Source organism: Enterobacter sp. UPMP2061 (assembly GCF_053709615.1).
Map to the genome: position 1 here is coordinate 101856 of NZ_JBSKJP010000009.1, position 14036 is coordinate 115891.

10 protein-coding genes and 1 pseudogene are annotated in these 14036 nt (G+C 55.2%); 5 read left to right on the plus strand and 6 right to left on the minus strand.

Translation table 11 applies throughout. The features are described from left to right. Positions 1-19 precede the first annotated feature (19 nt). Positions 20-1687 (minus strand): annotated as a pseudogene (locus tag ACWKXX_RS16830) (potassium/proton antiporter); the annotation flags it as partial. Positions 1688-1784: 97 nt separating this feature from the next. After that, positions 1785-2699 carry a muramoyltetrapeptide carboxypeptidase gene (gene ldcA / locus ACWKXX_RS16835; RefSeq protein ID WP_032619539.1) on the minus strand — a complete coding sequence of 305 codons (915 nt, stop codon included), beginning with the start codon at positions 2697-2699 and terminating at the stop codon, positions 1785-1787. 107 nt (positions 2700-2806) lie between these two features. Between ldcA and emtA the strand changes: the two genes are divergently transcribed. Further along, entirely contained in the window at positions 2807-3418 is a 612-nt protein-coding gene (gene emtA, locus ACWKXX_RS16840) for a membrane-bound lytic murein transglycosylase EmtA (protein WP_017384310.1), read from the plus strand. Positions 3419-3455: 37 nt separating this feature from the next. Here the strand turns inward: emtA and ycgR are convergent, their stop codons facing one another. Further along, positions 3456-4187 (minus strand): flagellar brake protein YcgR, encoded by a 732-nt coding sequence (gene ycgR / locus ACWKXX_RS16845; protein WP_017384309.1) that lies wholly within the window; start codon positions 4185-4187, stop codon positions 3456-3458. 160 nt (positions 4188-4347) lie between these two features. Between ycgR and ACWKXX_RS16850 the strand changes: the two genes are divergently transcribed. Beyond that, positions 4348-6450: a TonB-dependent siderophore receptor gene (locus tag ACWKXX_RS16850; RefSeq protein WP_032619544.1), complete on the plus strand. Its 2103-nt coding sequence runs from the start codon at positions 4348-4350 to the stop codon at positions 6448-6450. 90 nt (positions 6451-6540) lie between these two features. Here ACWKXX_RS16850 and ACWKXX_RS16855 read toward each other — a convergent pair whose 3' ends face one another. Further along, complete coding sequence (locus ACWKXX_RS16855; RefSeq protein ID WP_023303876.1) at positions 6541-8223, minus strand: alpha,alpha-trehalase; 1683 nt, start codon at positions 8221-8223, stop codon at positions 6541-6543. 437 nt (positions 8224-8660) lie between these two features. Here ACWKXX_RS16855 and ACWKXX_RS16860 point away from each other — a divergent pair, with 437 nt between their 5' ends. Then, complete coding sequence (locus ACWKXX_RS16860; protein WP_023303875.1) at positions 8661-9998, plus strand: carbohydrate porin; 1338 nt, start codon at positions 8661-8663, stop codon at positions 9996-9998. A gap of 87 nt (positions 9999-10085) precedes the next feature. Here ACWKXX_RS16860 and gap read toward each other — a convergent pair whose 3' ends face one another. Both gap and ACWKXX_RS16870 read right to left on the minus strand, forming a co-directional pair. After that, positions 10086-11096 (minus strand): type I glyceraldehyde-3-phosphate dehydrogenase, encoded by a 1011-nt coding sequence (gene gap / locus ACWKXX_RS16865; protein ID WP_015570325.1) that lies wholly within the window; start codon positions 11094-11096, stop codon positions 10086-10088. Positions 11097-11174: 78 nt separating this feature from the next. After that, complete coding sequence (locus tag ACWKXX_RS16870) at positions 11175-12155, minus strand: GlxA family transcriptional regulator (RefSeq protein WP_045142100.1); 981 nt, start codon at positions 12153-12155, stop codon at positions 11175-11177. A gap of 847 nt (positions 12156-13002) precedes the next feature. On the opposite strand from ACWKXX_RS16870, the gene ACWKXX_RS16875 reads away from it, so the two are divergent. Both ACWKXX_RS16875 and tssJ read left to right on the plus strand, forming a co-directional pair. Then, a complete protein-coding gene (locus ACWKXX_RS16875; RefSeq protein WP_006810964.1) occupies positions 13003-13497 on the plus strand; it encodes a hypothetical protein in 495 nt (164 codons plus the stop codon). A gap of 23 nt (positions 13498-13520) precedes the next feature. After that, positions 13521-14024 carry a type VI secretion system lipoprotein TssJ gene (gene tssJ / locus ACWKXX_RS16880; RefSeq protein WP_015570327.1) on the plus strand — a complete coding sequence of 168 codons (504 nt, stop codon included), beginning with the start codon at positions 13521-13523 and terminating at the stop codon, positions 14022-14024. Positions 14025-14036 lie beyond the last annotated feature (12 nt).

Genomic DNA, 14036 nt, shown 5'->3' on the forward strand with positions numbered 1-14036 from the left:
CGTTATCTTCTTTCTCCGCTACCGTCCAGATCATCCCGGCAAACTCCACCTGGTCACCGACGACCGGCGCAGCCCCTAATAATTGCTGAATAATCTCACCCAGGGTTTGCTGGTTATCGCGATTCTCCAGTCCACCTTCCAGGCCATAAATCAGCGCCACATCCGCAAAGCGGGCGCTGGCTTCGAGGATAAAATCGCCGAAGAAACGCTGATCCAGCGCCACCGGGGGCGACTGGCTGAAGAGCTTGCCTAGGGCAGGTAGGTCGCGCTCGCGGCCAATCACGCAGAGGATATCGTTCTCACGCAGCCGCGTGCTGCCGGTCGGGTGAAGCAGGGCGTTATCCCGGAACAGGGCGGCAATGCGCGTTTCAGCGGGCATATGCAGATCGCGCAGGGATGCGCCCACGCACCACTTATCGGCGCTTAGCTGGTAGACAAACTGTTCCCAGGGATTCTCAGGGTGAATATCCAGCCCCACGCGGGAGACCGGCCAGCCAATGGGCGGTACCACCACTTTGGCTTTTTTCGCCGCCCAGCCCAGCGACGTCCCCTGGAATAGCAGCGACACCAGCACTACGAAGAAGGCGACGTTGAAGAACAGACGGGCGTTGTCCAGCCCGGCCATCATAGGGAACACTGCCAGAATAATCGGCACCGCGCCGCGCAGCCCCACCCAACTGATAAATATCCGCTCACGCAGGTTAAACCCGCGGAACGGCAGCAGCCCGGCAAACACCGACAGCGGACGGGCGAAGAAGATCATCCAGGCCGACAAAAGCAGCGCCGGCACGGCGATAGGCAGCAGGTCCGACGGCGTCACCAGCAGGCCCAGCACCAGGAACATGGCGATCTGCGCCAGCCAGGCCAGACCGTCGAAGTTCTGCAAGATGGCGTGACGGTTGCGAATCGGTCGGTTGCCCAACAGGAAACCGCAAAGGTAAACCGCCAGAATACCGCTGCCGTCCAGCGCGGTGGTGACGGCAAAGATCAGGATCCCACCGCTCAGGGCCAGCAGCGGGTAAAGGCCGGAAGGCAGCGTAATACGGTTAATCGTATGCTGTAACAGGTAACCGCCGCCGAGACCAATGATAATCCCGAGGCCAAACTGCTGGAGGATGTGCCAGGCGAACATCCAGCTCAGGCCGGTTTCGTGCTGCTGGATCATCTCAATCAGGGTAATGGTCAGGAACACCGCCATCGGATCGTTACTGCCGGATTCAATCTCAAGCGTGGAGCCAACGCGTTCGTTCAGCCCCTTGCCGCCGAGCAGTGAGAAAACCGCCGCCGCATCGGTAGAGCCGACAATCGCGCCAATCAGCAAGCCTTCCATTATATCGAGGTTAAACAGCCAGGCCGCCATCATGCCGGTCAGGCCGGAGGTGATCAGCACGCCGACGGTCGCCAGAGACAGCGCCGGGCCTAAGGCAACGCGAAACGAACTTGCCTGGGTGCGCATGCCGCCGTCCAGCAGAATCACCGCCAGCGCGAGGTTACTCACCATATAGGCGAAAGGGTAATTATCGAAGGGGATACCGCCGATACCGTCGATCCCGGCAAGCATGCCGATAGCCAGGAAAATGACAAGAATAGGTATGCCAAGACGCGATGAAAATGAACTTAATAAAATGCTAAAGGTTACCAGGATGGAACCCAGAATGAAAAGACTGATTATCGCTGTGGCACCCAATGTCGTCTTACTCCCACCTCAATGTGAACGCTGTTATTAAAACCCTAACATAATAACAACGTTAACTGCGTTTTATTGAGGGGGAATAACGGCTTTTTTATGCCTTTAAGACCGGATGACCGCTGATTGTTAACCGGCTGCCTGAATTATCGTGTACAAGGTGCGCCTGGGCACCCAGCGGCAGGGTAACGGTTTGCTGCTCATGGCCGAAATCCAGACCGGCGATCACCGGGATATCCAGCCGGGAACGAATGAAATCAATCATCGTCTCCAGGGAATAGCCCGCATCGTAATCGTTGGGGGCTGAACCACTAAAACTGCCCAGCACAATGGCCGACTGCCGATCCAGGATCCCGGCGTGATACAGCTGCAACAGCATACGTTCGACGCGGAACGGGTGTTCGTTGATATCTTCCAGCACCAGTATGCCGTCCGTGATCTGCGGCAGCCACGGCGTTCCAATCAGCGACACCAGCATCGCGAGGTTGCCGCCCCACAGCTGTCCTTCACATTCCCAGTGCGGTCCATTGCCTTGCCACTCGACGGTGAACGTCGGGTTTTGCAGGGCGCGCCAGAAATGGTCCTGCGTAAATGCATCCAGCTCCGGCGCACCAAAGTTGCCGGCCAGCATCGGGCCGCTAAAGGTAATGACGTTATGCAACGCAAGCAGGCCGAGCTGGATCGCCGTGAAATCGCTGTGTCCGCAGATTAACAGCGGATCCTGCTGCTGGCGCGCGGCCAGCCCGGCCCAGTCGATGCTCTCCAGCAGCCGGCTTGCGCCATAGCCGCCGCGCACGGCCAGCACAATGGTGTTTTCACCTTCCAGCGTCGTCAGGCTGTTGATATCGCTCAGTCTCTGCGCCTCCGTACCGGCAAAACGCTGCATGCGGCGGGGGATAATTGTCTGATTTTCTACCTGATGGCCCATTTCCAGCAGGCGCTGAACGCCCCGCTGTGCCGCCTCCTGGTTGATGCAGTAGCCTGACGGTGCGATGAGATGAAACTGAGGCATGGCAATTCCTTGCTGAATGAGAATCTAATTGTCTATATCATGCCGCTTATACGCCGCCTGCTTCAAGGGGCGACGTACCGCGATGACCGGCTATAAGGATAGATGACGTGAAATTGAGATGGTTTGCTTTTTTGATTGTGCTGCTCGCTGGCTGTAGTTCAAAACATGATTATCAAAATCCCCCCTGGAACCCTGAAGTGCCGGTAAAGCGGGCCATGCAGTGGATGCCGATCAGCGAACAAGCCGGGAAGGCCTGGGGCGTGAGCCCGCGTCTGATCACGGCGATCATTGCCGTGGAATCCGGTGGCAACCCGACGCTGGTGAGTAAATCGAATGCGGTGGGGCTGATGCAGTTAAAAGCCTCGACGGCGGGAAGAGAGGTCTATCGCTACATGGGCTGGAAGGGACAGCCATCCACCAGCGAGCTGAAAAACCCGGAACGTAATATCTCTATGGGAACCGCTTACCTGAGTATTCTCGAGCATGGCATTCTGAAGGGGATTGACGATCCGGAAGTGATGCAATATGCGCTGGTGGTGTCGTACGTTAACGGAGCCGGCGCGCTGCTCCGAACCTTCTCATCCGATCGCAAAGAGGCGATAGAAGAGATTAACGATATGGATAAAGATGAATTCTTCGAGCACGTTGTGAAGAATCATCCGTCAGCACAGGCTCCACGTTATATCTGGAAAGTACAGAAAGCGATGGACGCCATGTAACGCCTTTGTCGGGCGGCAGCATGCTGCCCGACGCCTTTCAGCGCACTTTGTTCGCGCGTTCCCGCGCTTCACGCTCCAGTGAGAAGATGATGCGCTGTAGTTCGCGTTCGGCGCCTGGCCCGACATTCAGAAAGCGAAAGCTCAATCGCGGCGTGGTAATGGTTTCGTTTTTGCTGTCCACCACCTTACGCTCGCTGATGGCAATCAGCTGGGCGTCAAACCAGAAGCGTCCCCATCCGCCCATATCCAGCTCAATCTGACTAAAACGCATGCCTTCCACCAGTCCTTCCGGCTTCGGCGTATCCATTAACGCGCCCATCCCGCCCAGTGACAGGTCGAAGAGACGAAAGCGGATCTCTTTTTTGTCCGGCATTTTTGCCTTACAGAAATAGGCCGGGTGAAGCGGGGCGCTGATGCGAAAAAACTCGCGGCGTTGCACGAACCAGAGGTTAGCGGGCAGGGGAGCGATAAACGCAGGCAAACCCTGGTACGCGATCGTGGTCAGGCGGGGCAGTATAAACTCGACTTTAGCCCCCTGCGTTTCGGCCATCACCGAGAGGTTTTCTGCCTGGAGCGCGGCACGGTTTTCTTCGCTCTGGCTACCCAGATCCACGATCAGGTGTTCTGCCGTCACGTCCAGGATCTTGCTGATAAACTGGCTGGTTGACCAGTTGATGCGCAGCGGCACCTCGCCCTTTTTCAGGTCGCGTAACACCCCTAATACAGCCAGCGGATTTTGTTTCAGGAACTGCTCACTGTAGCTACTCACGCCAGATGGCTCCTCGATAGATGACAGACTGTCTCTGGGTTATCGGCACGCTGGCATGAAACTTAATACAAACGATCTGTTTTTCTCCGCCGATATTGATTTGCTAATGGAAATGATAATAATTGGCGTTCCCAATAGCATCTACTAACAAGACGACACTATGAGCACCTCACGTTTTGCGTTATGCGCGTTGGCAGGCGCCGTCACGCTGGCATTGCAAACACAGGCTTTTGCAGAAGAACCCACCATCGTGGTGACCGGTACAGAGCAGGGCAGCGCGCTCCCTGCCTGGACCAACAGCGCCACGAAATCAGCCGTCGCGGAAAGTAAAACGCCCCAGGTGATCAACACCATCGCCGCTAAAGAGATTGAGCAGCGGCACGCCAGTTCGGTAAACGAGATCCTGCGCTATGCGCCGGGCGTTTCCACGGAGGTGCGCGGGAGCACCTCTTACATGAGCGAGTACAAAATCCGCGGGTTCAACGTCGAGCAGGAGTTCTACAACGGCCTGCAACTTCCCTATAACGTCACCGGGAACACTAAAGCGCGAATCGATCCGCTGCTGATTGAGAGCGTCGATATCCTGAAGGGGCCGTCATCCGTGCTGTATGGCGGTGGCTCCCCGGGCGGGCTGGTCAATATTCAGAGTAAAAAGCCGCAGAAAGAGGCGAAAACAGAACTGGGCTTTAACACCGGAAACCGCAATCTGAAAGAGGGGTACCTGGATTCCACGGGGCAGATTGCGACCAGCGACTGGAACTATCGCCTGCTGGGTAAAGCGACAGAGAGTGACGAACAGGCGCACACCACGCGCTATGAAAACTATCTGGTGGCCCCCTCCGTGACCTGGCAGCCGGATGACAAAACGCGCCTGACCATTGACGCGCTGGCGCAAAATACGCCGAGCCTGACGCCGTCTGATCCGATGCCGCTTAGCTATCTGCGGTCTAAATACGCCGATCGTCGTGACTATGCCGGGGATGAGTGGAGCGGCTTTAAGCAGCGCCAGTGGATGCTGGGCTACAGCTTTGAGCACGAGTTTGACAGTGGCTGGGGCTTTAATCAGAAAGCGCGCTACTTTGACGTGGACACCCACCAGCGCAGCGCCTATTCAACCGGGACGGGCAGCGAGGTCTACCAGCTTAACCGCTTCGCCTATACCACGGATGAAGATTTACAGAGCTTCAACATTGATAACCAGGTCACCCGAACCGTCGCGCTGGGGGACTGGAAACATCATCTGCTGGCGGGCTTTGACTACCAGAAGCTGAACTCTCACTTCCATTATCGTTACGCCTCGTCCACACCGGGTATCGATATGCGTAATCCGGATCACTCGCAGATCGATAACGATGCGCTGGGGCTTGAAACCGCGCAGAAAAACCGTCTCAGCTATCAGCAGAATGGCTATTACCTCCAGGATCAGATTGCGTTTGGCGGGCTGAACGTGTTGGCCAGCCTGCGCTATGACGACTACCGTTCCGTCACCACCAACTATCTGCAAAACGGTGACAAAGCCTGGGTATCGCAGGATCGCCTCACCAAGCGACTGGGCGCGCTTTATGCCTTCGACAATGGTCTCTCGCCGTTTATCAGCTATTCGGAAGGGTTCGCCCCGGTATCGCCGCAGGGCACGCTGACCGCGAAAGACGTTAAGCCCACCACCAGCAAGCAGGTGGAGGGTGGGGTGAAATACCTGCTGGCGGAATACGCAACCACCTTCACCGCCTCGGTGTTTAACATTCGTCAGAAAAATGTGGTGACCAGCGATCCGGGCTTCCTCAACTATCGCCAGACCGGGGAAGTGGAATCGAAAGGTGCGGAGCTTTCCGCTATGAGTCGTCCAACGGATAACCTGACGCTGATTGCCAACTATGCCTACACCCACGCCATCAATACCGAAGATGACAAGTACCAGGGCAAACGACCGACGCAGGCCCCTGAGAACGCCTTTAATCTGTGGGGAGATTACACCTTTGACAGCACGCCGCTGAGAGGGTTAACGCTGGGGGCAGGGGCACGCTACACCGGGCCGATGGAGATCTCGCCAGCCAACGACGCAGGCAAGCTGGGCGGTACGACGCAATACGATCTGGCGGCGTCTTACCGCATGGGCGAGCTGGCGCCATCGCTGGAGGGGCTGACGTTGAAAGCGAGCGCGCAGAACGTCACCAACAAAGAGACGCTCACCTGCTATGACGCGACCAACTGCTGGATAGGCCGCGACCGCACGTTCCAGGTCGGGGCGAGTTACAGCTTCTGAAAAAAGCCCGGTGGCGCTTCGCTACCGGGCCAATCTATTGCACGGAACCATCCCCTCGCCCCACCGGGGAGAGGGTCAGGGTGAGGGGCGCTACTGCGCCGCCTGTTTCGCAGGTGCAACATCATCGTTTGCCGCAGGCTGATTCTCCGGTACGCTGTCGCACGGCTTCTCTTTCGGACAGACCATGTCCAGCATCCTGAGCGTCACGCCGTTACTCCAGCCGAAACCGTCCTGCAACGGATACTCACCGCCGCCACCGCCGGTACCGGTCGAAGAGACATCGTACTTCTCAACCAGTTTCTTCTCGCGATCGTAGGTATGCTGAACGTTTTTCAGGAAACGCCAGGTTACGTCCATCGCCACTTTCTGCTGACCATAGTTCTGCAACCCTTCCACCGCTACCCACTGCAAAGGCGCCCAGCCGTTCGGCGCATCCCACTGCTGCCCGCTGTTGATGGTGGTGGTAGAAATACCGCCCGGTTTCAGCAGGCGTGACGACGCGGCTGCGGCCACTTTATCGGCGCGATCCTGTGATGCGGCCTTCACATACAGCGGGAAGAGGGCTGCGGCCGTCAGCTGATTACGCACCTTCCCGGTTTTCAGATCGTAATCCGCATACCAGCCCTCTTTATCGTTCCACAGGTGGCTTTCCATGGCTTTCTGACGTGCGGAGGCCAGCGCGTCATATTTACTTGCACTGGCGTTATCGCCGTCTTCCTGACTGGCGCGGGCCAGCAGTTTTTCCATCTTAAACATCAGCGCATTCAGATCCACCGGCACGATGCTGGTGGTGCGGATGGTACCCAGCTTCTGTGGATCGTCCATCCAGCGGGAGCTGAAATCCCAGCCCGAGGCCGCGGCAGAGCGCAGATCGCGGTAAATCTCGGTGGCCGGACGGTTAGGGTTATTTTTGGCGGTGGTCACGTCATCCAGCCACGACTCAGGGCGCGGCGTGTCCCGATCGTCCCAGTAGCGGTTGAGGATCGAGCCGTCATCCAGTTTCACCACGCGTTTGTTCGCCTGACCAGCCTGGAGCCCATCAGCCCCCTCCATCCAGTAAGCGTACTCTTTCTCCATCTGCGGACGGTATTTCTTCAACGCGTCGCTGTCATGCGTGGCCAGCAATTCCACCATCAGCGAGAAGAACGGCGGCTGAGAGCGGCTCAGGTAGTAGCTGCGGTTACCGTTAGGGATATGGCCCCAGGTATCAAGCTCGTAAGCGAAGTTGTCCACCATGTCGCCGATCTTATCCCAGTGGCCGCTCTCGGCCAGGCCCAGCATGGTGAAATAGCTGTCCCAGTAATAGACTTCGCGGAAGCGTCCTCCCGGCACGACATAGGGCTTTGGCAGGGGCAGGAGGGAGTCCCATTTGTTCGCTTTGTCAGTGGTGCGGGTCAGTACAGGCCACAGATCGTCTATGTGTTCGCGCAGGCTCTGGCCCTCAGGGGGAACGTATTTCTCACCTTCCTTCGGCAGGATAAAGTTCATCTCCACGAAGTGGCGCAGGTCAAAACCGGACTGGGTATGCTGCATCCGGTAATCCGCCAGGATGGTTAGCGGGTCGCTTTTGGGAACGGCATCCGCGAAGGTTTTCTGATCCGGGAACAGTTTGGCACTCTGTACTTCATTAAAGAGGGGGCCAAGGAGAATATCAGGTGAGCTTTGCTGGCTCGTTGGCTGGTCTTCAGCATAACCAAATGCGGTAACACCGAGTAGGGCGCCTGCCAACGTAAGGTGTAACAAGCCAGGGCGTAGCATTCGAGTTTTTATCATCGGTTCATCTCCATTCGTCGCTGGGCAGCGTCACCGCTGTCGTCAATCACCTGAAAACCTTAGACGAATATTGCCCGCTTCGCGTGTTAGATATCCCATTTTGCGCATTACCAGACAATTTACCGCCGCGCCCGGACGTGAGAAGCGCGCCGAAAACTATTTACTCGGGGAATGTTTTTTGGGGAATGATTTTAATTAAATATCCTGTCAGGGCACGCCATGAATATTGACCAGGCTTATGGGTTGCAACCTTTTTTAATTCTGTGAGCGGGATTGTGTTTCTTTATTACATTCCGCGAATAACTTTCCGTGAAGGTCACACAAAGTAAAAAACATAACCGACATAACAAAAAACATAATAGCCTGCCGAAAAGCATTTAGACGAAATAGAGTGGCCCATCACTTTGGGTATTCACTTTTATTTCAGGATGGATTCTATGCAATTTAAAAAAATGGTTGTCCTCGTGGGGGCACTCTGTTCTGGCTCTCTTTTTGCGGCACAAAGCGCGACGAGCGTAGATGAAAAACTGGCGCAACTGGAGGCGCAAATCGAGGCGTTGAAACAACAGCAGGCGGCCAGTCAGCAGGCTGCTCCCGTGGTCGTCCAGTCAGAAGAGCCCGTCAATAAAGACGCACCACCGAAGCTGACGCTTTCGGGCTTTGGAGATATAAAATTTTATGGCGATGTGGAATTTAATATGGATGCTGCCAGCAAAACCGGCAGTCTGACTTCTGTTAAGCAAAGTGCTAATAGCGACTGGGCACCGGGAGATAAAGAACGGTGGGATATTAATGGTCGTATTTTGCTGGGGTTTGATGGTTATCGAAAAATGGATAACGGCCATTTTTCCGGATTTTCTGTACAACCACTGGGCGATTTGGCAGGGCAAATGTACCTTGATGATGCGGTATTTTTCTTTGGCGCAGAAAACGACTGGGAAATTAAAGTTGGACGTTTTGAAGCCTACGATATGTTCCCGCTCAACCAGGATACCTTTGTTGAATACTCGGGCAATACAGCGGACGATCTTTATAGCGACGGCTATGGTTACATTTATATGCTGAAAGAGGGGCGTGGCCGTACCGACAGCGGCGGTAACTTCCTGATGAGTAAAACGCTGGATAACTGGTATTTCGAGCTGAATACGCTGTTCAAAGACGGCAGCGATCTGTACGTCGACCAGCGCTACCATGGCGCGGAACTGGAAAATGATAAGAACGTCGCCTATGTCCGGCCAGTTATTTCGTGGCAGGACGGCCCGTTCTCAACGGCCGTCGCCATGGAAACCAATCTGGTCAACAATGCTTATGGCTATCGGGATGACGCGGGTCGTTGGGTCGATCAGTCTGACCGCACCGGTTACGGATTCACCATGACCTGGGATGGTCTGAAAGCCGATCCTGAGGATGGCATAGTCGTGAATCTCAACACAGCGTATCTTGACGCCGCAGACGAAACGGACTTCACCTCCGGCGTCAATGCCCTGTGGCGTAACGCTGAGCTGGGCTATATTTATGCGCATAACGAAATCGACGAATTTAACACTTCAACCTTTGACGCAGAGTGTGAGAATGATTGCTGGATCACCGATCCGGGTGAGTATGATATTCACACTGTCCATGCGTCGTACCTTATTCCCAACGTAATGAAGATGAAGAACTTTAACATTTACCTGGGCGCCTACGCTTCGTGGGTGAACGCGTCGCCGAAAAAGGGAAGCGATAAGAACGACGATCGTTATGGCGGTCGTGTGCGGTTTAAATATTATTTCTGAAGAGTGTCATGATGCCCCTCTGTTAGCAGGCAGAGGGGCCATTTTGCAGGCCGGGTATGCGCAAGCGTCACCCGGCAATACGATCGGCTACAACCCTTTCTTATCCATCAGCACCGCCAGATCCACCAGACGGTTCGAGAAGCCCCACTCGTTGTCATACCACGACAGGATCTTCACCATATTCCCGCCAATCACCAGCGTTGAAAGCCCGTCGATGATGGATGAGCGCGGGTCGCCCTGATAATCACGGGAGACCAGCGGTTCATCGCTGTAGCCCAGGATGCCTTTCAGCGGCCCGCTGGCGGCAGCCTGACGGAACGCGTCATTCACCTCTTCGGCGGTCACGTTGCGGCTCAGCGTCACCGTCAGATCGACAATCGACACCACCGGAACCGGCACGCGCAGAGAATACCCGGTGAGTTTACCGTCAAGCTCGGGGATCACTTTCCCGAGCGCTTTTGCCGCGCCGCTGGAGTAAGGCACAATGGATAATGCTGCCGCGCGCGCGCCGCGCAGATCTTTTTCCGGCTGGTCATGCAGCGCCTGGCTGTTGGTGTAGGCATGCGTGGTGTTCATCAGCCCGTGCTCAATGCCAAACTGCTGGTGCAGCACCTGCGCCGCTGGCGCCAGACCATTAGTGGTGCAACTCCCGTTGCTGACCACAAAATGCTGGGCTGGATCGTACAGCGTGTGGTTCACACCCATTACCACCGTCAGATCATCATTTTTAGCCGGGGCGGAAATAATGACGCGTTTTGCGCCGCCGCTCGTGATATGCACCGCCGCTTTTTCACGTTCGGTGAAGAAGCCGGTTGCTTCAATTACCACCTCAACGCCTGCGTCTTTCCACGCAATGTTTGCCGGGTCGCGTTCACTGAATACGGTGATGCGTTGCCCGTCAACCTGTAGCGCGCCGTCCGCCGCTTCCACAGGCACCGGCAGCGTGCCGAGCAGAGAGTCATATTTCAGCAGATGGGCGAGGGTTTTACTGTCCGTCAGATCGTTAATGGCCACAATCTGGAGATCCGGGTTGCCCAGCGCTGCGCGCAGGACATTACGTCCGATACGGCCGAAACCGTTAATACCGACCTTAACCATGATGCACTCCTTATCTGTGTTGTCTGGAGTTACTGTAGGCGTCAGGTCAGATGGCGTAAATGACAAAAAAGGATCATATTACGCCATTCTGCGGCAGTGGAAGCGCTGGCGGTATTCGCCCGGCGTAAGATGAAGCTGCTTTTCAAAAACGCGGCGCAGGTTGATGCTGGTACCAAACCCGCTTTTTTCGGCAATGACCTCAAGCGGATCCTGGGTCTGCTCCAGAAGCTGTCGGGCGGCGGCCAGACGCGCTTCGGTGACATAACGGGCCGGAGGCACGCCCACGTCACGCGTAAACACGCGGGTGAAATTGCGCGGGCTCATGGCGACCCGTTCGGCCAGCCTTTCGACGCACAAATCTGCGGTGAGGTTTTGCAGGATCCAGCTTTGCAGTTCGCTGACTGGTCCGGTCGCGCCGGACTGCTCCAGATTATAGCGGCTGAACTGTAGCTGGCCGCCAGGCCGACGCAGGTACATCACCATATCCTGCGCCACATTGCGGGCGAGGGTGAAGCCGTAATCATCCTCCACCAGCGCCAGCGTCAGGTCAAACCCGGAGCTGACGCCGCCGGACGTCCAGACGGGGCCATCCTGAACATAGAGCGGGCCGCCCTCAACGTTGACCGCAGGATAGCGGGTTTTCAGGGTTTCCAGAAGCCGCCAGTGGGTCGTTGCCCGGCGCCCATCGAGCAGTCCGGCCTGTGCCAGCAGCAGGGCCCCGCCGCAGACAGAGGCGACGCGGCGCGCATGCGGCGCGGCCAGGTGCAGCCAGTCCACCACGGCGGTGCTCTCCTGCTCATTCATGCCGCGACCGGTAATGATGATCGTGTCCAGCGGTTCGCGCGGATCCAGCTCCGGCAGGCGATAGTCCGCCAGCAGGTTCAAGCCGGACTGGCCGTGGATCACCAGGTGAGGCTGGGTGGTGGCGATAATGATGCGATAGCGGGGCTGCTCAAGGCCGTCCGGGTGCAGCCGATTGGCCTGCATCAGAATGTCGGCGATACCGGCGGCTTCAAACAACATGCCACCATCAGGAACGATAATCAGGATCTTCTTCATGTCCTGAAAAGTACCTTTATCACAAAATAAGTCAAGCGGAAGGCGAACATTGTAGAAGAGACAAATGAGGCGTGCCGGGTGAAAGAGTAGAACGGCAGATGTTGGGAAGAAGTAAAATAAATATGTAGTAACGGTAAAACTTCTTGCGTGAGGTTCACTGTCAGCGCCGCTGAACCCCCCAGTTTATGGGCTGCAAGGGAGCGCGCTGAACGATGAGAGAGCAAAAAGATGTAGCCGGGCTTAATTGTTTAGGTGCAAAAAATAACCCCCAAGGGGAATTTTGCTCAGGTTATTTCGGATCGCGAAATTAAATTTCTGCCATTTTCTTAGCCGCCATTTGTTTATGCGGGACGCTCGTGCACAATAAAAGTTATCTTCTGAATGCAACAATGAAAATATCCCAGATATATCCCGCAGCGCACAGAAAAAATGAAATTCTACTAATTATGGTAGTGGAGATAATAAGGGGTTACGTTAATGATAGTGGTTCTCTTTTTCCTGTTTAGCCATTAATTTTCATAGAGTTATGCTCGAAATCTGTCTAAGAAAAAGACGATTTTACCTAAGTGCGCATTTTTTATGAGATTAATCCTATAATGCATTGGGCGTATCATTAAACGCCATTAAGCAGGTGGGAAATATTGAATTGATGACAAGCTCATGTAAACTTGTCTACCGTTTGTCAAAATATGTCAGGAGCATGCTGGGCCCATTTCTGTCGGGTTCGTGCGGTAGCTATGCCTTAAAATAGTTACCTGCTGAAAATATTCCGACTATTTTAACAATAGCACCTAAGTCAAATTTTATCCCCTCTCTTCATCCTCTAAATATCGCTACGGAAAAGCATATGAAACTGCGCGTATTGTTATCACTTCTGTTTGTTATGGCGGTGGCGGGCTGTAAGGCGCCGCAGAAACCAGCGATCACCGATGATACGATTGTGACCAGCCAGGTGAATGGCATCACGCTGACGCACCGTCACGCTGTTACCCCTCCGGCGGAGTTCACTCAGGTGAATGAACCGTACCGTGCCATGTACCCGGCATCCCTGATGAGCCGTCCTGACTACGGCGGAAAAGTGATCCGTACGCTTGAGACCGGTAAAACTTACGTCGTGCTGGGGCAGGTTGAACATTTCTGGATGGCGCTGGCCGATGAAGGGAGTGAACAGCTGATTGGTTATGTGCCGATGCGTGCCGTAATCAAGGCTGACCAGTACGAAGCCACCGTGCGTAAACAGGCACTGCGCCCGAAAGCGCGCAAGAAAACCACCTGTGTTGATGTCGATGGCAACAGCAAAGCCTGCAAAGACAGCGCGAACGGTACCTGGATCCTGAACTAAACGGGTTTCACGAGCATATTTTTATGAATAATAAAAATTTTCATCGGATGTGGTTCCCTTTTTTTGCGTTGATTTTCGCGCTGATCGGTGGTTGTACGTCGTCTTCACACAGCGACCCATCCCGCTACAATCTTCAGTTTCAGGCTCATCCTCAAATCAATGATTCTGCGCCGCTTAAGGTCAGAGTGTTGCTGCTGAAATCCGATGCGGATTTCATGTCCAGTGACTTCTACTCCTTACAGAACAACGCGTCAGCCACGCTTGGCGCGAATCTGCTGAACAGCGATGTGTTCTTCCTGATGCCGGGCCAGCTTTCGAAAACCCTGAGCGGACAAAGCTCACCGGAAGCGCGCTATATCGGCGTGATGGCGGAATACCAGGCGCTGGACGGCAAAAAATGGCGCGTCTCACTTCCTTTGCCTGTTCCCGGCGAAAACGCGATTTACCAGTTCTGGAAATGGTCCGCAGATGAACTCCAGGCCAGCGTCTTTCTTGACGTAAATGGTATCCGGGTCATCAGCCAGTAACGCCCTTCATAA